Origin of the sequence: Blastopirellula sp. J2-11, assembly GCF_024584705.1 — a bacterium.
GTDB lineage: Bacteria > Planctomycetota > Planctomycetia > Pirellulales > Pirellulaceae > Blastopirellula.
The window spans coordinates 6,302,040-6,323,536 of sequence record NZ_CP097384.1; the positions used below are offsets into that span (position 1 = coordinate 6,302,040).

Genomic DNA, 21,497 nt, shown 5'->3' on the forward strand with positions numbered 1-21,497 from the left:
GCGACCGCTCGCGACGGCCAGTCGCCGCCGTCGTTTGGCGCCTAGACGACCTTAAAAGAAAACGTTGTCGAAGCAGACCATACGCTGCGCTCCGCTGCAACCAATCTCCGGTTGGCGCAAATCGTCGATTTTTTGCGTCGCCGCAAAGCAGGGGGTATGATCAAACGACCCGGCGGCACTTTGCTTTCGGAGCCAACTTGCGATCTCTCTTCCACTGCGTGCGGAGTTCTCTCGATGCCGATCGAATTTGCTTGCCCGGTCTGCAGTAAACGTTTCAAAGTGGACGACCAGCACGTCGGCCGTAAAACCACTTGCAAAGCTTGCGGCGCCGCGATCACCGTTCCCGAGCAAGGCGAGGCGCAGCTCGCCGGAAATTCGATCGGCGGCAGCACGCTGTACGATCATTCGCACAAGGTGAAGCAAGGGTTTGAGATCGCGACCGGAGATGATGATCTGATCGAAGCGGTAAGCCGACACATCGAAAAGCATATCGGCCCGGTCGAATCCGTATTTCACGAGATCATTTCGGAAACGGTGCATGTCGACATCTTCTACGTCAAGCCGACGCAAGATCGTCCGTACTACACGCTCATCACCTCTGGCATGGCCGAGCGTCCCATGACGACGCCGCCTGGCGCCGAAGAGTTGGCCTACGCCGAACTGATTCTTTGCCTGCCGGCCAGTTGGCCCCTGACGGAAAAAGCCTTCCAAGACGAAGCGAACTATTGGCCGATTCGCTGGATGAAAATTTTGGCCCGCTTTCCACACGACTACGAAACCTTCTTTACCGTGTCGCACACGATCCCCGGGGGCAATCCGCCGGAAGAGTTTGACGCCAGCACGCCGATGGGTTGCTGGATGTTCATTCCGCCGATCATGTTTGATGAAGCGGCCTGGGAAATGGAGCATGACGGCCACACGGTTCATTTCCTCTACATGCTGCCGCTGCATCTTGATGAAATGGAATTCAAATTGAAGGTAGGCTATGACGAAGCGACCGATCGATTGATGGATAGCTTTAGTATCATCGAATTGATCGACATGCAGCGTCCCAGTTTTTATCAGCTGGAAGCTTCGGGACAACTTCGCGCAGCGCGCCAGGGGATCGTCGTCCATTGTCCCTGCGGTGCGACCTACGATGTCGAAACCAGCCTGGCCGGCCAAACGACCCCTTGTCGAAAATGCGGCCAGCCCGTTTATGCTTCGTGCTCGACGCTCGCGCTCTCTGGCAAACATCCAGCTGGGGCGGCGGCTTCACACCCAGCCGGCGTACGAATGAGCCTGTTTCGCTACTATTCGTATCGTCCGATAGAATATCTGTGGTGGTTAATTCCGCTCCTTCTCTTTCTGGCGCTGGGCGGTCTGCTGCATTGGGGATTTTTTGTTCTCGCGGCGCTGTTGTTGGTTCCCGCCGCGCTGCGACCTCGCGCTCTGCGCTATCACTTTATGGACGGCGATACCTGCGCGGCCGTGGTAGTTTCTCTGGAACCGCCGCTGCTGGCCGTGTTAACCGACGTCAATGCGACGGGGTTTGGCGATCCGCAGATGGTGATCAAGATCATGTCGCACTACCTGCGCGAGCTCGACGGCGTACCGGTCAAGCTGGGCCAGAAGGTCGTCGCAGCCGCTTTTTATACGCAGGATTTTTCGGGTGAAGAACGAGACGGACCCAAACGCTGGGGCGACTTCGAGCCGCTTCCCATTCAATACGGCTCCGGCGATCCGGCCGCTCTGCGGCATGTGATGTCCCAGGTTTCCAAAAATACCTGGCGACAACTGCAAGAGGGCGTAAAGCAGATTCCGCGTCCCTTTCAGCCTGGCATTTACGACGTCGACGTCTAGCCTGAGCCGCCAATTTTCGATTTCGCAAGAACGATCAAGATCCGACTTTTTCCGGCGGCTAGAATTCGATCGTATGAACGCGACACGCCAGCGATACGAAGCCAAGATTCTCCGCGTCCAGCTCTTCATCCAGAATCACCTGGACGAAGATCTGTCACTGGAACATTTGGCGGCGGCGGCCGATTATTCGCCTTGCCATTTTCACCGAATCTTTCGCGGTATCGCTGGTGAAAGCGCTGATGACTACGTCCGCCGGTTGCGAATGGAGCGTGCCGCTCAGTCGCTGCGGTATCGTCGTCGCTCGGTGCTGGACGTTGCGCTCGACGCTGGATACGGATCGCACGAAGCGTTTACCCGCGCCTTCGTGCGCACGTTTGGCGTCACTCCCAGCGACTATCAGACGCTGGAACATCCGCCTGCATCGATTAAGGAATCTCTCATGTCGACCCTCCAATACAGTTCGGCCAACGTTCGTATCGAAATCCAACCCTCGCGCCGGCTGGCCTACATCCGCGTCGTCGGCCAATACAATCACGAGAATCTAAATCCCGCGTTTGGCCGCATCATCCAGTTCGCCGCCGCAAACAACTTGATGACCGGCTGCACCGAGTGCGTCGGCGTCTATCACGACGATCCCGACGTCACCGCCCCTGAGAAACAAAGGGCCGATGTCGGCGTCACAGTCGACGAGACGTTTCAACCGATCGACGACATCCAAGTGCAAACCATCCCCAGCGGCCGCTGCGCCATTCTGCGGCACCAGGGACACTACGACACGTTACACGAAGCCTACCGCTGGTTCTTCGCAGTCTGGCTCCCCGACAGCGGCCACGAACCCGGCGACTTCCCGGCGTACGAAGTCTACGTAAACGACGCCAGCCAACTGCCGCCAGAAGAGTGGCTGACGGATATCTGCGTACCGTTGGGGGAGTGAGCAAAGAAAGATAGCGATAGCCTTCTTTACAAGTCTGAATTGTGCTCACTTCACTTCCGTTGATGAACGGATCTGCGCCTTGGCGCAGTTTCACGTATGTCGGAGCATAAATCCTGTGAAATGATCTTGAATCAAATCTGGAGAGTCGCCATAACCGAATTTCGCGGGGGGGAAAGCGCCCGTCGCGACTGAGACCCCACAGAATCGACATTCCACAATTCCCCCTATCAACTCGGACCTGTCGTGATGCAGCGACGGGGTTGCCAGGTAGCTCATTTGGCATTATTTTGGCGGCGATTAACGTCCAGATTTCCTTACGGGAATTTATTAAGACGTAAAGGGGGCCTGGGCAGTCGATATAAAGTTTCTTTCCATGCGACGATTCACAATACTTATTGCAACCGATGTCAGTTTCTGGCTCGAAGCGCAAGGGAGCCATCAGCGCATCCTGGCGCTCACAGATTTCTTGCGTGAGCGCGGCCATGATTTACATATTGCGTTTTCGGAATCGCTAAGCGCCGAGGCGACTTTCTTTTTAGGAAAACTGGGCTATTCGATTCACGACATATCGCCGCGACTGCCCAAACAAAAATTCTTCCGGAAAAAAGCGGGACAAATAGGGCGGGAAGTAGTTCGGTTTCTTCGTCGTTTCGGTTGCTTCCTGCCGACTTTTGAAAAGTATTCCGAAAATTCGGGAAACCGGTTTCGAACGGTCGTCGATCAGATAAAGCCCGACGTGATTATTATTGAATACATGCGCCAGGCATATCTCACCAGCTTCCTTGATGAGGATGTTCGTCGACGCACCAAATATCTGATTGATACGCACGATGTGATCTCAGAACGCTGTCAGGTTTTGTCAGAGCTAGGACTCTGGTCATTTGCCCCTGTCACTGCCGAGAACGAACGAAATGCGCTCAGCGTGGCGGACGCAATCATCGCGATTCAATCGCATGATGCGAGAAAGTTCCAAGCGTTGCTTCCGACCTCTGAAGTCCTCGTCGCGATGCACCCCGTGCAAGCCCGCTATGTATCGCTTCCTTGCGAGATGGATGACTCGAATATTGCTCTCGGCTTTCTTGGCAGCACGAATGAACCGAATGTCGAAGCGATAAAGGACTTGATCGCGGCCATTTATCCAGCGGTGCGAGCTCGCACAAAACGAAGAGTGACGCTCTTGGTCGCAGGGCAAGTTTGCGATGCGTTTCGCAAAAAATACGCCCGAGAATATGCGGCTCGACCTGAAGGGGTTGAATTTCTCGGGTTTTTGACAGATCCTGAAGAGTTTTATCGACGCACTGACATTGTTGTTAATCCCGTGTCATGCGGGAGCGGGCTGAAAATCAAATGTGTTGAAGGCCTTGCCCGCGCTCGTCCGGTGGTTACGACTCCCATTGGCGCGGAAGGTTTAGAGATTGCGATTGGCCACGGCTTGTTTGTATCGCCAACGGTCGAGCATTTCGCTCAGCATGTGCTCCAACTCATCGACGACCCGAATCTACTCCGTCGATCTAGCTCGCAAGCCTACGACTTTGCCGAAGAACATCTATCGGCAAATGCAGTGTTTCGTAGCCTGGAAGAGTGGATTAACTGCAATTGCGGCGATAGCCCCGTTCTGCAAGTCGCGAGTTCCAGTCACTAAGCGCTTCTCGCAACCTCGTCACGCTGCTAACCCAACCAAGGAGCTTCGAGGTAAGTGAAGCCATCTCGAGCCGTATGCACGATCGTCACAAAATCGCACCTCGCGTACGCCAGGGGTCTTGCGCATTCTCTGAAAGAGCACGAGCCTGGCTTGACGCTCTATGTGTTGCTGGCCGATCGGATCGATGACTACTTCATACCGGAAGATGAACCCTTTCAGCTGGTACGACTCGAGGATCTTTATTTTCAAGAGCCTCTAGTCCGAATGTCGTTCTACTATTCTCCTTTTGAGTTTTGTTGCGCAATCCGTCCCCACTTGCACCATTACATGATGGCGAGCACCGATTGCGATCAGTGGATTTATCTCGACAGCGACATCATCGTCTGCGGCAAACTCGAACCGATCTTCGCCCAACTGCAACAATCGCCGCTGCTGATCAGCCCTCACTTGACAACGATCAACGACATGTCGCTTTCGGTCGAAGTTGGCGTGATTAAGTATGGAATCTATAACGGCGGTTGCATTGCTCTTCGCAGGTCGCAACTCGCGGAGCGATTTATCGAATGGTTTCGCACTCGACTTGAGTTTTACGCTTTGAATCGGGATCGTCTTAGCGGAGACCAGCCTTGGCTCAACCTAGTTCCGATCGCGTTTCCAGAGATGCTGGAATTGCGACATCCTGGGACCAACGTCGGCTACTGGAATTTGCATGAACGACAGATCGATGTTGATGCAGACGGCAACTTTACAGCTAACGGACAACCACTGATATTCGCGCATTTTAGCGGCGGCGACTTCGCAAACCCGGAACACGTTTTTACTCGCGGCAAACAGTTCGACGCACCGATTACGGATGCATTGAGACAGTTGTTCCGCAAGTATGTCCACTATGTAACAAGTTCCGACCTTAGCACGACGAGCCAATGGCCATACACATTTAATTACTTCAACGATGGCAGCGAAATCTCTCCGCAAATGCGAACCGGATACTACAAGCAGGCCCTATCGGGTACTGTCGCCACTTCGTCTCCCTTCGAACATCCATTGCAATTCCGACCTGCCGCTGAAAAGCAGTTGCCACGAAAGCGTCTGAAAACCAAGGTTCGTGAATTCCTCAAATCGAGTTTCAATCTCTTTCGGTCCGCCCAAAGCATCTGATAAACGTCTGCTCCGAATTGACCATAAATAGGCGACGAACCGATGTCCGCCTCCAAGCTCAAAGCAGACGGCACGAGAAGCGTTTTGATTTCGTGGAAGCCCCCCTCACACAATCGTCTAACAATGTCGTTGAGACACGCAAACGATTTGCTGTAAATCGCTTCATGGTCATATCTTGCGTCGTTTTACCGCCCAGCTGATCGGGGTTGTGTATCGGCCCGGACCGCGTTCTAATGTCCGCCAGCGCTTTGATATGCGCGAGATTTCATCCGCGTCTTGTTCGCCCCTAACAGAGATGCGAAGTCCCAACGAAATATCGACGTCGTTTTTTGTCGGCCAGTGAATACTGTATTTAGGTTACCCAGATGTCTGAACAGCCTGTGTCCACATGGGAAGCCGGAGAAATTGGTTCCCTCGAAATCGCACCCTGCCCTCTATGCGGGGGCGAGAGCATCACGCCGCTGACGGTTGGTGATCAGCATAATGTGGGCTTGGTGACAGTCTTATGCGACAAGTGCGGACAAGGTTTCTTACGAGCGCGTCCGACGCAAGCTTGGTATGAAGCGTTCTACCGTGATGCATACTGGCCGCGGTATTTCCGCGAATCGCGAGAGCAATTGCAACAAGCGGAAGTAAAACATGCGCAGTCAATTCTTAGTACGCTAGAAAACGCCTTCTCCTCTCCCGAAAAAGTCGCCCTTGATTTCGGCTGCGCACTAGGCGGCATGTTGTCGGCGATGAAGGAGATTTTTCCTGATGTGAAAGCCTGCGGATACGAAGAGTCGACAGAAGCCGGAGCTTACTGTCGTTCGAATGGGTTCGACGTCATCGATCGTGATTTGGGAGAAATTGTTCGGCGGTACGAAGGAAAGTGCGATCTAATAACATCCGTCAACGGGCTGAATCGTTTTGCACGTCTTGGCGATTGCTTAGCGGCGATTGCCGCATGCTTGTCCCCAACTGGGCAATTAATTCTGCAACTGCCTGACTTATCTTCGGATGCCTTGAGGGGAATCCAATTCTTCCAAATTGCTCATGTAAATTATTTCACGCCCCAATCGATCCATCGTGCGCTGGCCCGGCACGGTATAAAAGTCGATAGCATTGAGCACGATCCGGAAGGAAACGGAACTTTGATGACGATCAAAGCTCGCAAATCTGCAAAGGCCCCCGAAGTTAGCGAGTGCGGACCGGAAGAATTACAAGCGATTCTCACGAATGTCGCTGAGTGTTGCATCAACATCAAAGCGTCCCCTAACTCTAAAGATTCAGTTCAACAGCGAAAACGCAAGAAACCTCTAACGAGGGTCAGTAAGGCTATTTTCACTCCGATCATTCGAAAATTTTCGCGAATTCTCTACCAAGCTGATCCCGTAGAGACACTCGAACGATTGGCGATTCTCGAAAAGAAAGTGAATGCTTTAGAGATCGGGAATCGAGAAACTCTGCGTCGCATGGAAGTGATGGTAATGGCACAGGAGAATGCGGACTTAATGTGGTTGTACCAAAACCGTGAACATCGCATGGACGCAAATGTTCCCAACATCTTCAAAGAGAACCGCCGACAGTTCCACAAGAATCGGTATCGCTTCGCCAGCGCATTGACTCGAGGTCGTCGAGTTGCCGATATTGCTTGCGGCGTCGGCTATGGATCTCATCTTCTCTTGCATCAGGGCGGGGCCGAGAGCGTCACGGGTATTGATCTTGATAACGAAGCGGTTGCATATGCTTCACGAGCCTATGGCGATCCGAAGATTCAATTTCTGTGCGCCTCTGGCGATCAGACTCCACTCGAGACAAGTTCCATCGACGCCGTCGCTTCCTTCGAAACGATTGAACATGTCCCGTCTGATTCCGGATTACTCGCCGAGTTTCATCGCATATTGCGGCCAGGCGGCATATTGATCTGCTCGACGCCGAATGACTGGCCAGTAGAAGACGCTGAATTTCATGTGCGATCTTATGACTTGAAAGCGTTTGAAGCGGCAATTGAACAATACTTCCAAATCAAACAGATGTTCAATCAAAACTCCGGCGCCGATTGGCGTTTTAACCACCATCAGGCGCCCGGCATTACGGCCACTACGCCCAAGAATCAACTCCTGGCCGAATGCTATATCGTCGTCGCCGAGAAAAAATAGAGAGCTATCGCGCTGGCCTGGAAAGATTCTCGATTGCTATTCGTGTCGCGACACCACCGATGCGAGCGTAGTCGAACGTCTCTTTCAACGCAATCGAGTTTGGATTCATGAAACGAATATCGATCCTGGTAGCATTCGCTATGATCCGTTTCAAGATGCGTGCTCAACGGTTTGCGAAATTGACTTACTAGATATCTCTCTAGTGGATACGATCGGTGTTAAAACGCTGGCGCCAGTTGATTCGGTGGCAACCAACAACACATTATTTGCTGATTTGTCTCCCATGACGCACTCGCCTCACATAGTGATCCTCGATCTACAAGGACATAAGAGCCCGCTGTTTGAATGGTTGAGGACTTCGGATTGGTCGTGGTCAGTCGTCGAGCAATTTTTTACGGATGACTGGCAACCGCCAGCGGGAACCTCGTTAATTGTCACGGCTCAACATTACGAGCAGCCATTTGTGAGTGTTCTGGCAAGACTGTTGAAACAAGATGCGATCCCGGTGTTGATTCTGGCCGATGGGATCCTGGAATATCGAAATACCTGGCTGCATCCCAGCATCGCACCCGGTGCTATTTTTCAGCCTGTATTTGGCCACAAGATCGCCTGTATTGGCCGTTCTCAGTCGCGTGTCCTAGAATCGTGGGGAAATGTCGGCAAGTGCGAAGTTGTCGGTTCGCCGCGTTTCGACTCGCTTAGCGGCCAAAAGCGGAGAACGCGTTCCGCCGACCAGCCGTTTACGATCCTCATCATGACCGCCAAGACGCCGGGCTTTACAGAGGATCAAATCCAGAACGTGCAGGATGGTTTAGCGGATCTGAAGAATTGGCTTTCCCAACAAACCGATGTCCAACCGGTATGGCGACTTACCGGCGGACTGGATCAAAAGCTTGGCCTGATGCCGTCAGAATCCAATCTCCAGACCGTTCCGATTGCCGAAGTGATGAAACAGGTGGACGCCGTCATCACAACACCATCGACGGCGCAGTTGGAAGCGATGTATTGCGGCCTTCCGGTCGCACTACTCGACTATGGTAATTTTCCCCACTATGTTCCAGCCGCATGGACCATTTCCGCATCTCACCAAATCGCTTCGGTCATGTCTGAGCTGGCGAATCCACCAGCGGCACGCATGCTGTTTCAAGATGTTAGTTTGCACGATGCGTTGGAGTGTCGAACGCCTGCGACTCCTAGAATGTTAGAGCTCGCCAAGCAACTGATCGAAAAGGGAACTCAACGCGCCGCCGCGGGAAAGCCCGTCGGGCAGATCGAGCAAATCTTGCCCCTGGATGGTCGGGCTCCGCAAGTGCGCGAAGAACGCTTCGTGATGGCGGACCTCTACCCGGAGCATCCCTTTTTCGCCGAAACGGACCGCGAACGCCTGCAAGTGGAGATCGGTCACCTAAAGCATCAACTGCAAAAGGTTTCCCAAGATCTGACTGCGTGCAAAGAGCAAATGCAAAAACAGTCGAACGGACGTCCACCGCGGATCAAACGGCTCTGGAAGTCGCTATCGAAACGGATAAAGCGAGTCTTTGCTGGGGGTTGAGATAACATCTGCTGGCTCGTCCCGGTCTAGATTCGATCGATACTGACTTCTTGCCGAACTCGGCCTGTTTAGTTTCTGAAAACTTGTAGATCACGTGCTGGTCAGCACACGCAGGATCCATGGCTTTGCGACAGGGCGGTCGTTAGAAACAGAAGAGTTGGACGCGGCGACTGCACTCATCCTTGACCTGCATAGCGATCTATTCAGGACGCCTGAGCTTTGTTGCGCAGAGATCTTTACCTTGAATGTCATACGCATATCCATTCGATTCCAAAAGCGCAAAAGTGGCCATCTTTTCAGCGCGTGGCAAGTTGTAGAATTCCATGTGAATTACTGACGGGACAAAGCGATGAAAGGGAAACGTCGCCAATACACGATAGTCGTGTCCTTCCGTGTCGATTTGAAGAACATCGACAGCTTGAACGTTATTCCTGACAAGCACATCAGCGAGCGGTAGCGTTTGAACCGATTCTTGCTGGATGTGGGGGATGATTTTTTGAAAAGTCTCCTCGTCTATTTGATTGCCGCCTAGCGCATTTCGGTCGTTGTAGAACGAGGATAGTCCCGCGGCCCAAGACTCAAGTCCATACAGGGCAATCGCTTCCTCCGATATTCTAAACATGTCGCGAGCCCCCACAGAAGCGTCAATCGCCACATTCTCAAAAATGAGATTAGCACAATCGCGATACGTCTCTTTCAAGAGTTTGAACATGTCAGGTATCGGTTCGATCAACAAGCCAGGCAATTGATATTTGACCAACCAAGGGTGGAGCGGATCGAATCGAACGCCATCCATTGCGCCAACTTCCACAACAAATGGAGCGGAGTTCTGTTGCTGATAATATTCGATCACAAATGTTAACAGCTGCTCGTATCGAAAATTTACGCCAGGCCAAGCCTTGAAATGATAGTTCTCGACGACATCGTGACGCTCGACGGAAGCGATGTCAGGCCAATGTTTACTATTTACCTTAGACAAAGATTGGCTCAACTTAAACTCAGCATCAAATTCAGGCGCGATCTTGCTCTGAGTTTTGAATACTTCGCGCGAAGCTTGATGATGCACTATCCGCGGACGATGCCGACAAGATTGGTCCCACCATTTGTCGTTGTCAATCTTCGTATAATCTTGCGAAAGCCAGAAGGTTATCAGCCCGACATCATCGGCGCATGCTGCATGGGCTTTCTGCAGCAGCAACTGATCCCAATTCAGCGGTTCCTTCGTGCATAGATCAATCCATTTGTCGATGAGCGTCAATGCAGGTATTGAATACGCGAAAAAGGCCGTCCCCGAAGCGAATTGCCAACGATGGTGTCGATGGATAGCAAAATCTGCGAATTCGAAAAACGGATGGGCATGACAATTGTGGAGGGTAGCGTCAACGTCAATCCAAAGGACATTTTGTTTCAACTCGCACAATTTGTCTCGGATAAATTTCGCTTTAAAAGCGGTCGCTTCGTGCCAAGATTGAAATGATGGAATTTGAATTAGCGAGTAACTGGAAATCTCCAAGTCTTCAACGCTTTTCTGGAATCGAGCGGCATGACTTCGGTAGGGTTCGTTATCCGTAAAAAATGAGATAATGTGCGGCAAATTACCCCAAGATTTTGATTCTGCAGCCTCGCTCATTGCGAGTATTGTCGCAGGAGCAGCGCCAAACCATATCTGTTCGTCATTCTGCCGAGAACCGATTTCCAGGATCGGAGCTAACGCATGCTTATGTTCGTCAAAATCGGATCGCCGATGATCCTCAATCCCCACTAGTGCGGAAAGGGTTTCATTCACCATCTCGAAATTTGCAGCGTCTTGAAGAAATTCAACTCTTTCCCATCTTTCTAGTTGCTGAAGCACGTCTTGCGTGCTCTGTGTTGTCCGCAAATCCTGAGAAGGGCCGACCACAACGGAGGTGGACGAGGGAGACACCGTCGTGTGACTCGGTCTGCGCCAAGTGCGTTTGCTAAACAGATTTCGCAACTTATTCATGCTTTTCTCCGTACGATGATCAACGCGCGGCAACTAATCTGCTCCAAGATTCTGTGGAGCAAAATCAATCTCGTCATACCTCTCGCCAATCCTGGGTCGGGATGCTAAAGCCAAACGCCGCTGCGAACAATATCAATTTCTTTTTCAAATTCTGTTCCGGAGGCGGTCATCCAGCATTCGCTTGCATGCAAAGAATGGACTTCACATGGTCGCTGAATTTGTGAAATACGATAGGAACACATAAGACGGCATGAAAGCAGCATTCAGAGGACCCATCCGAAAATCTCTGGCGATTGTGGAGCCGCTCTCTTAGCTTGCTTGTGCAGTCGGTTGTTGCGTTTCTAAGAACCGAGGTGCGAAGCTTTAACCCAGCCGTTTCAGATAGCGGAAAACCTTCTTTTTCCAGCTGTTGCGATGCAATTGGTTTTTCTTCTCTCCCGCATTTAATCCCGCCAGGCGCCAATCAACTCGCGAGTGGACGTAGGCAGGGGCAAGCTCTTGATAGACAATCAGCATCTGCGGGTGCGAAATGTCGTCAAACGGGTTTTCCCATTTTTCCATCCAACCGTGGCGATGACGCATCGCTTCGCGCCATTCTCGCTGGATCGTTTCGCCGCTACGAAGCGTGTTGTAGAGATATTCGAGCTTTGAGTAGCCGCCGCTCACATCGCTCGCTTTGACACACTCGACGTACTCTGCGACCAGATCTGCCACAACCGGCATATCGGTGAGGGATAACCGGTTTTGATATTTGGAGAGCAGGCCGGGGTCGTCGAAATCAATGCCGCTGTAATGGAAAATCACCATCGGTTGACCGTTGACTGTGACTTGGCCTTCAGCGTCGCGTTGGATGTCGCAGTCGAGCAAATTCCAATAGGCGACATGCAGCCCGTCGCGACGGACGATGGTCACGTTATCAAATAGCGACGGAACTAGATCAATCCATTTCTGATCGACGTGCAGTCCGGCCGCGATGTCGACGATCGAATGGAACAGACACTTTTCGCCCCACCATTCGACGAACGATTGTCCCGTTTCGTCGTTCACAACGCCCAGGAATCCGCCGTTGTAGACGCCAGCCGTGAGAAAGCATTGCTCGATCGGCATTTTTCCGTCATCAGGCAGCGGCTTATAAATATGCGGCGTCAAACAGATCGAACTGTCGGGATGACTGTCGAACAATTGGTTCAAATCGCCATAGACCCGCGTATCGGTATCGATGTAAACGACTTTGCCATGCCCTGACTGCAGAGCATGCCGTACGATAAACGGTTTTAGTGCGCAGGAAAGCTCAAACGGCGTATAGCGAAAGAGAAACTGCTTGACTGCGGGGATCTTCAACGCTTCCGGATAGACGATTACAGCGTTGGGGGGCAGTTGTTTTTCCGGCGCCAGATGCGGCGGCATCCGATCGACCAGACAGATGTAGACCGTGACCTCTGGCTGCGTTTGATAAATGCTTTCCGCCCAAGCAACCGCGAATTGAAAGTAATTTCGAGTCACCACCGTAGCGGCGGCAAGTCCTTTGGTTGGTGATGATGTCATGAAATTACTTTGCTGTCGGGCCCTAAAATCCTGTAAGGATAAAGGGAGGGGAAGCATCGCATGATTCCGGTTTTCCCTTCATCTATCAATATCAGTTCATCGAACATCCTCACAACATTCGCGACTTTTTCCTCTACCAGGCCGACAGTCCTGTGCGTTTTACGCAAACTATTCGGATTGACTCAATTTGCTGTTCGCCGCAATTCTTCAAGCGCTAGCAGTGCCGTTATGACTTGGTGAACTTTCCGCCACCTCTCCCACCTTTTCTGGCATCGCACCGAAAATTGCCCGCATTGACCCGCTTTCAAATCTCTGGAAAATGTTGGGGTTCTTGAGGTTACAGTCTTCACCATAGCGCCTCGGACATGATCCGCGGCAATTTTCGCCCCACAACTGAGGCAATTTTCATGGCCGCACCCGCCAAACGCCCCTCTAAGTACCATGTGTTCCTGCTCTGGTCGAATGACACGGTCAAGGAATGCCGCGAAGTGCGGAAGTTCTTCAAAGAGTTCAACAAAACCGTCGTCAAACCGCAGTTTGGCGTCACCTTTGAAATCATCGATCATTGCTTTGACACCGACGATCACGGGCATCCCGGCGCCGTGCCGTCGAAGGACTTGCTGGAAAAAGCCAAAGAGACGCTCGCGCTGACGATCGGACTGGGATCAGACAACGAAGCGTCGCTGAACCCCTACACGAAAGAGACGGCGCAGCACGAACTGGACATCGTGCTGGAGAGCGCCAAGCAAACGCAACTGCTGCAGTGCGTGTGGTTTATGAGAAATGACCACAACGGCAATCGTGAAGATGTGGCCGGCGAAATGTACGATTTGCTGCGTCTGCCGAGCGGCCTGAAGCCGCAGCGCGTCGAGCTGTACGAACCGCAAGACGACTTCAAAGAACTGCTGACACACGTCATCGGCAAGATGCTGACCGCCAAGGACCGCCCTTGGACGGTCTCCGAAGACGAAGCGAACCTGTCAGCGCTGGAAGCGGCTCGCCGCCAAAAGATGCAGCAGTTGGTCGATCTCGGAATCGATCCGTGGGGACAGCGGTTTGATGACCAAATGGCGATCGCCGATGTTCGTGCTCGCGAGGCCGAAATCGTCGAAACGACCGAAACTCAGCATGGCAAAGAAGTCACTTCCTACGCGGGCCCCAAGGTTCGCATCGCCGGGCGAATCGTGCTGATGCGGCCGACCGGCAAGCTAGTTTTTGCCGATCTGCGCGATCGAACCGGGCAAATTCAGATCTTTATCGGACAAAATCAGGTCGGGGAACGCAACTGGCAAATCGCCCAGTGTCTCGATCTGGCCGACATCATCGGGGTCGACGGCGAGCTGCGCAAAACCAAGACCGGCGAATTGACGATCTTTGTCGAGCAGCTCCACTTTCTGACCAAGACGCTCGATCCGCCGCCCGAAAAGCACAAAGGTCTGACCGATCCCGAACTGCGTCAGCGGATGCGTTATCTCGACCTGGCGCACACCGATGGAGCGATTGAGCGGTTCGTCAAACGAACCGAGATCGTCAAATCGATCCGCAAGACTCTGGCGGATCAAAACTTCATCGAGATCGAAGGCCCGACGCTCCACGCGATCGCCGGGGGCGCCGCGGCTCGACCGTTTATCACGCATCACAACGCGCTCGGCATGGAGCTTTACATGCGGATTGCGCTCGAACTGCATCTGAAGCGGCTGCTGGTCGGCGGCATGGAGCGCGTGTTTGAGCTGGGACGCGTCTATCGCAACGAAGGAATCAGCCCCAAGCACAATCCCGAGTTCACGATGCTTGAGGTCTACCAAGCTTACGGCGACTACCGCTCGATGATGGATCTGACCGAAGCGGTCATCTCCGGCGCTATCAACGCTATCGGCGCCAGCTTTGAGCTGCCGTATGGCGAGACGATGGTCAACTTCGCGCCGCCGTTCGAACGTCGCACCTACGCCGAGTTGTTCCAAGAGAATACCGGCGTCGATCCGACCGACGACGCGGCGGTAAAGCTGTATGCGATCAATCTTGGTTTGGTGACTGACGGAAAACATCCCGACGTTATCCGCAACGAAATATTCGAAGAGAAAGTCGAAGACCAGTTGAAGGGCCCCATCTTTGTGATGGACTACCCTGCTAGCATCTGTCCGCTGACGAAGCGCAAGACGGACAACCCAGCGGTCGCCGAGCGTTTCGAGCTGTTCATCAACGGCATGGAAGTCGCGAACGCCTATACCGAGCTGAATGATCCCGACCTGCAAGACAAGTTGTTCCGAACGCAGCTAGACGGGCAAGCGGATGAAGACTCGATGGCCAAGATGGACCACGACTTTATCCGAGCGCTGCGCAACGGCATGCCTCCGGCCGGCGGCTTGGGAATTGGGATTGACCGGTTAGTCATGTTACTTACTAATACGCAAACGATCCGCGAGATTATTCTATTCCCCCTCCTGCGGCACGAAGCGTCGCACGAATAGAGCTTGCTGATTGATCCGCGTCGGCACGGAAGCCGCCGCCGTCGAGAAAGCCGAAGGACTGGCGATGTACAAGCTGATACTCTGCCTGCGCTATCTGCGAACGCGCTATATTGCGCTCGCTTCGATCATCAGCGTCACGCTAGGCGTGGCGACCATGATCGTCGTCAACTCAGTCATGTCGGGCTTTGCGCACGAGATGCATTCGCGCCTTCATGGCATCCTTTCCGATATCGTGATGGAAAGCCACAGTCTGAACGGCTTCTATCACTGGGAAGATGAGCTCGCCAAAGTCAAAGAGGTCGCCGGGGACGACATCCAGGACGTCACCGTAACGGTGCATGTTCCGGCGATGCTCAGCATGAAAATTCGGGATCAATGGATGCCGCGTCATGTGACGCTGGTCGGCATCGATCCAGAGTCGTACGCCAAAGTCAGCGACTTTACTCAATATCTAAAGCACCCCGCCAATCGCAAGCATGTCGATTTCGATCTGAAGGAATCAGGCTACGAAGGAGACGAAGGTTCTCCTCTGCGAGACGCCGGCTGGGGACATCGCCGCGGGAAAGTGATGTACGAGCGCGAGCTTGAAATGCAGCTTTCGCAGTTCCGCGAGTTCGAAGAAACCGGCCGCTGGCCCGACCAAGACCTGCTCCGCCAAAAGCGGATCGCCCAACCGGCGCCGATCGCTCTGGTCGATCACGAAGAAGAAGTCGCCGAAAAAGCGATCTTGCCGCCGTTTGCGACAGATCCAGCGGCGCCTCCGCTGCCGGGGACGCGTCCCCAAGAGCTGAACAAGATGGCCAACGCTGAACTGTACGATCCGAACAAGAAGGGCGCCGATCCTTTCTCGTCGCGTCGCGGTTTGCCGGCCGAATCGACCTACGATCCTCTACAACACCAAGCGACCGGTTTGATCCTGGGGATCGCGATCGGCAGCGTTCGTGATCGCGACAAAACGACCGGCGAAGTGAAGGATTTCTTCATGGTCCTGCCGGGCGATGATGTCAAACTGACCTTTCCGACCGCCGAAAATCCGCCGAAGGCGATGAACGCGACGTTCACCGTCACCGACTTTTACGAAAGCAAGATGAGCGAATACGACGCCGCGTTCGCCTTCATGCCGCTCGATCAACTGCAACGTCTGCGCGGCATGATTCATCCCGAACATGGAACGGCGATCTCGTCGATCCAAATCAAACTGAAAGAAGGCGTCAGCCTGCAACAAGCGACCGACAAGCTACGCGCCGCGTTTCCGCCAGCGGCCAGTCCTTACCGCATTCAATCGTGGCGCGACCTGCAAGGACCGCTCCTCTCCGCCGTTGAGATGGAAAAAACGATCCTCAACATCCTGCTATTTTTGATCATCGGCGTCGCCGGCTTTGGCATCTTGGCGACGTTCTACATGATCGTGGTCGAGAAGACCAAAGACATCGGCATTTTGAAATCGCTGGGCGCCTCAGGCGGCGGCATCATGAGCATCTTCGTCGCTTATGGCCTTTCGCTGGGCATCGTCGGTTCAGGCGTCGGCATGGTGCTGGGCCTGCTGTTTGTCGTCAACATCAACCGCATCGCCGCCGTGATCGAATGGATCACGGGGCGCGAAGTGTTCGATCCGACGGTTTACTACTTCCGCGAGATTCCGACCATCGTCGAACCGTGGAGCATTGCCTGGGTTGTCGCCGGCGCGATGTTGATCGCCGTTTTGGCGAGCGTTTTGCCGGCGATGCGAGCCGCGCGACTTCATCCCGTAGAGGCACTTCGCTATGAGTAACGCAGAATCGCAAGGCATGTCCGCTCTCGAAATCCGTCTGCAGCGTGAAAGCGTGCTTCCCGATCACGAAGCGCGCCGCAAAGAACTGGCCGGCCCGCACATCAACACGGCCAAATTCGCGCAGCCCGCCGACGTCGCGAAGAAAACGCCGGGCGCAAAGAAAAAGAAACCGCTGCTCGAAACGCGCGCCCTCCACAAAAGCTACCGCAAAGGTCGGCTGACCATTCCGGTGCTGCGCGGCGTCGATTTCGCCGCCGAAGAAGGCAAAATCACCTCGATCATTGGGCAAAGCGGCAGCGGCAAAAGCACGCTGTTGCACCTGATGGGGACGCTTGACACGCCGGATGACGGCGAAATTCATTTCGCCAACACGCGAATCGACAAATTCAATTCGCGCCAGCGCGATTCGCTGCGCAGCCGCGCGTTCGGCATGATCTTTCAATTCTATCATCTGTTGCCGGAACTCTCGACGCTTGAGAACGTATTGACCCCGATCATGATCTCCCATGGCATGTGGCGCTATTGGTCGGCTCGCAAACAATTCCGCAAACGAGCCGAAGAACTGCTAGAGATGGTCGGGCTTAGCCACCGCACGACGCACAAACCTCGCGAGCTCTCTGGCGGCGAAATGCAGCGGACCGCCATCGCACGAGCGCTGATCGCGCAGCCGCGCATCTTGCTCGCCGATGAGCCGACCGGCAATCTTGATGAGCAAACCGGCGGCGAGATCATGGAGATCTTGAAGCGGCTCAATCGTGAGCAAAATCTGACGATCGTCATGGTCACCCATGACAGTTCGATCGCGGCGCAAGGGGACGACATCATTCGCTTGGCCGGCGGACGCGTCGAAAAGCAGTAGTGCGATTGTTAACTCTCGTAACAAATTCGCCAAAATCGGGCGATTGATCTGGCTGCTGGCGCCGCTCGTTTGATACCCTCCGCGCGCTATTGATTCAATTTCGCTCTCTGCACAGCAAGGAGGCTGCGATGCGGGCCGCCCTACTCTCGTTCTTGGCATTTGTCGTCGGTTTGGCCTGTGCAGCAGGCTGTAATGTCGAGCAACTCGAAAAAGTCGCCGCTGAGATTGCCCAGCACCAGCAGCAAAACCAGTCGGCGCAAACGCCCGCCTCTGGAACGACAACCGGCGGCGCCACAGCGCCTCCGACCGGCGATAAGATCCGCATCGCTTCGTTCAACATTCAAGTCTTCGGTCAGTCGAAGATGAACAAGCCGGAAGTCATGCAGGTACTGACCGAGATCGTTCGCAAGTTCGATGTGGTCGCCATCCAAGAGTTGCGCAGCTCTGAACAGGATGTGATTCCTCGCTTTCTGCAGATGATCAATAGCACCGGCCGCAACTATGACTCGATCGTCGGTCCGCGGCTTGGTCGCTCCAGCAGCAAAGAACAATACGTCTTTCTCTATGACAAAAATCGGATCGCGGTCGAACCCGACTCGGTCTTTACGATCAACGATCCCAGCGACTTGCTCCATCGCGAACCGTTGGTCGCTTCGTTTCACGCAATCGGCGCCGATCGCTCGCGCGTTCCCTTTCGCTTCACCTTGGTCAACATCCATACCGATCCAGATGAAACGGATGAAGAACTCGACGCGCTGGGCGAAGTCTATCAACTGGTTCGTTATAGCGGGCCGGAAGACGACGTCATTTTGCTGGGCGACCTGAATGTCAGCTACAAGAAGCTTGGCGCCCTAGGTCAAGTTCCCGGTATTACTTGGACGGTCTCGGACGAAGCGACGAACACGCTCCGCAAATCGAGCTATGACAACCTGGTCTTTATCGCGGCCGATACCCGCGAGTTCACCGGAGTCGCCGCGGTCTACGACACGGAAAAAGAGTTTCGCCTAACGCGAGATCAAGCGCTGGACGTCTCTGATCACTTGCCGGTCTGGGGCGAATTTTCAGCGTACGAAGCCGGCCCATCCGCAATCGCCGCAGGCGCCGCAACACCAGTTCGTTAGAAAGTAGGGCGGGCCGTGCCTGCCGCTCTTTCCATTGCGGTTACTTGCTCATGCATCAATCTTGCGAGCGGTTTCGGCAGGCACGGCCTGCCCTACACCAGCGGCATTAGCGTCGCCAGGATTAAGGTCGCCAGGAAGCTGACGCCGCCTAAAACCAACAGCAGCAGCGTCCACGACTTCAGCGCTTCCACTTCGGTCAATCCGCTCATTTTGGCGAAGACCCAGAAGCCGCTGTCGTTCATCCATGATCCCATCAGCGATCCGCTGCCGATCGCGGTGGCGAGATAAACCGGATTGCAGCCGAGCGTCTCTGGCGTCGCCAATCCGCCCAACATCGCCGCGCCGGTGATCATCGCCACCGTGCTAGAACCTTGGGCGATCTTTAGCAGCGACGCGATCGAAAAGCCGAGCAGCAAAATCATGATCGCGCTGCCGCCGCCATCGCCGACGCTAAACATTTCCCGAATCGCCGGGCCGACGTTAGCGACGCCCAGCATCGCGCCAAACGCGCCGCCGGCACAGGTAATCAAGATAATTACGCCGCCGCTCATCAGCGCCACTTCGACCGATTGAGCCAGTTCTTTCAGCGATAATTTGCGTGACGAGGCCAGCGTCGCCATGGCGACGATCGCCGATAACAAGAGGGCGAAATTCGCATCGCCGAAAGCCGACGACCAATTCGCGGCGATCCGCGCATCGGTGTTCCAGACATGCGGTTTGATCAGATCTTCGCCGTAGGTCGATTCCAACACCTGGCGATTCATCCGCTCGGCGTCGACCGGTTTCATCCGCGAATTGTCACCGTTCACTTTCTTGACCACGGCCGGCGGTAAGGAGCCTGGCAAGTCAACCGCCAACGGTTTGTGCGTCAGCACAAATTGATTGAGTCCCGCTACCAGCGCCTGTTGATCGTCGGTCGAGAGGGGAGCGTCGCGCAACAGCAGATCGGCGATCTCGGCGCGGCGTTCTTGCTGGAACTCGCTTTCGCTGATCGTCGCGGCCATTCGCTTGCCCAACGTATCTTCGTCGGCTTTGTTTTCCGACTGCACTTGAGCACGGAACGCTGGCCAGTCGATTTCTTCCGCTTTTAGCTGGGCGGCTCGTTGGCCGTCAGCGATTGTCGTCAGCACCGTATTGGTCGAGATCAACAGCACCGGCAACAAAACCGGCAGCAGCGAAACGAAGAGACTCGGCAGTTGGCTGTCGGGCAATTCTTCCGGTTCCGGCTCGGCGCTGATCGGCCGCATCGGCAGCGGCATCCAACGATTCATCAGCATCGAGAACAACAACCCGGCGATCGCGCCCGGCAGCGCGACGCAGGCGCCGATCAAGATCATCAATCCCTTATCCACGCCCAGTTGATCCGCGACCACCAACGGACCGGGAGTTGGCGGAACCAACGTATGCGTGATTGCGCCGCCGGTAGCGATCGCCATCACGTAGAGCAGATAGTTTTTCTTGGTGCGGCGAAACAACGAGCGGGCCAGCGGCACGAGCAAGTAAAAGACGGTGTCAAAAAAGACCGGCACCGCCAAAATAAAACCGCTGCCCATCAGCGCAGCCGGTGCGCGCTCTTCGCCGCAGATGTTCATCATCCAGCGCACGACCCGATCGGCGGCGCCGCTATCGAGCATGCACTTGCCGATGATCGCGGCCAACGCGATCACGATACCAACGCCGCCGGCCATGCCGCCAAACGCCGAAGCGACGCGGCTGAACTTGTCTTGCACACTGCCGTCGGCCATCAAGCTGACCACCATCGCGGCGACCAGCATCGCGATAAACGCGTTGGCCCGCAGAAGGATAATCAGCCCCAACACCGTGGCCATGCCGACACCCAAACAGAGCAGGGCATAATTCGCTTCGTCAGGCGTCATGACAGGCGTCTCTAGCGGCTATTTCAGAGAAGTGGGGTAATTTTCGTTTGCGCGGGGAAGTATGAGAATGCCACACCGAGGCCCGAATATCAAGGGTTAGGATAGGAAATAGGGAGCGAAAACCGGCAAGAGCCAATGACAAATGCTTAAATCCGAATGTCGAAGGAAGGAGGAACCTGTCGATTCTCTCCTGTTCGCTACTCTCCAATCGATGAGCGGACCGGTCTCCTTTTTTTGCGAATTGGACAGGACCGCCACGTTTTCTCGCTCGAAAGGTTGGACAGGACAGGACCACCGCGTTTTCCCGTTCAAAAGGTTGGACAGGACAGGACCACCGCGTTTTCCCGTTCAAAAGGTTGGACAGGACAGAACCACCGCGTTTTCTCGTTCGAAAGGTTGGACAGGACAGAACCACCGCGTTTTCCCGTTCGAAAGGTTGGACAGGACAGAACCACCGCGTTTTCCCGTTCGAAAGGTTGGACAGGACAGAACCACCGCGTTTTCCCGTTCGAAAGGTTGGACAGGACAGGACCGCTGCGAGTTTTTTTGAGTTAGATCCATCACTCCCTCGCCCCCAAAACTCCCCAAGACCCACTTCCCAAA

Annotated in this window: 13 protein-coding genes; 10 read left to right on the top strand and 3 right to left on the bottom strand. The window is 54.2% G+C overall.

Features of this window, described 5'->3' with window-relative positions:
- Positions 1 to 234: 234 nt before the first annotated feature.
- The 6 genes from M4951_RS25065 (at position 235) to M4951_RS25090 (ending at position 9,269) form a co-directional block, all read left to right on the top strand.
- A complete protein-coding gene (locus tag M4951_RS25065; RefSeq protein WP_262024333.1) occupies positions 235 to 1,842 on the top strand; it encodes a DUF3239 domain-containing protein in 1,608 nt (535 codons plus the stop codon).
- Between the two features lie 73 nt (positions 1,843 to 1,915).
- Positions 1,916 to 2,776: a GyrI-like domain-containing protein gene (locus M4951_RS25070; protein WP_262024334.1), complete on the top strand. Its 861-nt coding sequence runs from the start codon at positions 1,916 to 1,918 to the stop codon at positions 2,774 to 2,776.
- 736 nt (positions 2,777 to 3,512) lie between these two features.
- Positions 3,513 to 4,418 carry a glycosyltransferase family 4 protein gene (locus M4951_RS25075; RefSeq protein ID WP_262024335.1) on the top strand — a complete coding sequence of 302 codons (906 nt, stop codon included), beginning with the start codon at positions 3,513 to 3,515 and terminating at the stop codon, positions 4,416 to 4,418.
- Positions 4,419 to 4,472: 54 nt separating this feature from the next.
- Entirely contained in the window at positions 4,473 to 5,576 is a 1,104-nt protein-coding gene (locus tag M4951_RS25080) for a hypothetical protein (protein ID WP_262024336.1), read from the top strand.
- A gap of 365 nt (positions 5,577 to 5,941) precedes the next feature.
- Complete coding sequence (locus M4951_RS25085; protein ID WP_262024337.1) at positions 5,942 to 7,717, top strand: class I SAM-dependent methyltransferase; 1,776 nt, start codon at positions 5,942 to 5,944, stop codon at positions 7,715 to 7,717.
- A gap of 283 nt (positions 7,718 to 8,000) precedes the next feature.
- Positions 8,001 to 9,269: a hypothetical protein gene (locus tag M4951_RS25090; protein WP_262024338.1), complete on the top strand. Its 1,269-nt coding sequence runs from the start codon at positions 8,001 to 8,003 to the stop codon at positions 9,267 to 9,269.
- Between the two features lie 199 nt (positions 9,270 to 9,468).
- On the opposite strand, the gene M4951_RS25095 is transcribed toward M4951_RS25090, so the two are convergent.
- Together M4951_RS25095 and M4951_RS25100 are read right to left on the bottom strand one after the other, a co-directional pair.
- The gene (locus M4951_RS25095; RefSeq protein ID WP_262024339.1) at positions 9,469 to 11,253 is read right to left on the bottom strand and encodes an FkbM family methyltransferase; all 1,785 of its coding nucleotides are present in this window, start codon (positions 11,251 to 11,253) and stop codon (positions 9,469 to 9,471) included.
- A 363-nt stretch (positions 11,254 to 11,616) separates the two neighbouring features.
- Entirely contained in the window at positions 11,617 to 12,798 is a 1,182-nt protein-coding gene (locus M4951_RS25100; RefSeq protein ID WP_262024340.1) for a hypothetical protein, read from the bottom strand.
- 926 nt (positions 12,799 to 13,724) lie between these two features.
- On the opposite strand from M4951_RS25100, the gene lysS reads away from it, so the two are divergent.
- The 4 genes from lysS (at position 13,725) to M4951_RS25120 (ending at position 19,017) form a co-directional block, all read left to right on the top strand.
- Positions 13,725 to 15,266: a lysine--tRNA ligase gene (gene lysS / locus M4951_RS25105; protein WP_262026967.1), complete on the top strand. Its 1,542-nt coding sequence runs from the start codon at positions 13,725 to 13,727 to the stop codon at positions 15,264 to 15,266.
- A gap of 10 nt (positions 15,267 to 15,276) precedes the next feature.
- Positions 15,277 to 17,037 (top strand): ABC transporter permease, encoded by a 1,761-nt coding sequence (locus tag M4951_RS25110; protein WP_262024341.1) that lies wholly within the window; start codon positions 15,277 to 15,279, stop codon positions 17,035 to 17,037.
- Positions 17,038 to 17,053: 16 nt separating this feature from the next.
- Complete coding sequence (locus tag M4951_RS25115) at positions 17,054 to 17,896, top strand: ABC transporter ATP-binding protein (protein WP_262024342.1); 843 nt, start codon at positions 17,054 to 17,056, stop codon at positions 17,894 to 17,896.
- Between the two features lie 128 nt (positions 17,897 to 18,024).
- Positions 18,025 to 19,017 (top strand): exonuclease/endonuclease/phosphatase family protein, encoded by a 993-nt coding sequence (locus M4951_RS25120; RefSeq protein ID WP_262024343.1) that lies wholly within the window; start codon positions 18,025 to 18,027, stop codon positions 19,015 to 19,017.
- Between the two features lie 92 nt (positions 19,018 to 19,109).
- On the opposite strand, the gene M4951_RS25125 is transcribed toward M4951_RS25120, so the two are convergent.
- Positions 19,110 to 20,894 (bottom strand): GntP family permease, encoded by a 1,785-nt coding sequence (locus M4951_RS25125; protein ID WP_262024344.1) that lies wholly within the window; start codon positions 20,892 to 20,894, stop codon positions 19,110 to 19,112.
- Positions 20,895 to 21,497: the final 603 nt, after the last annotated feature.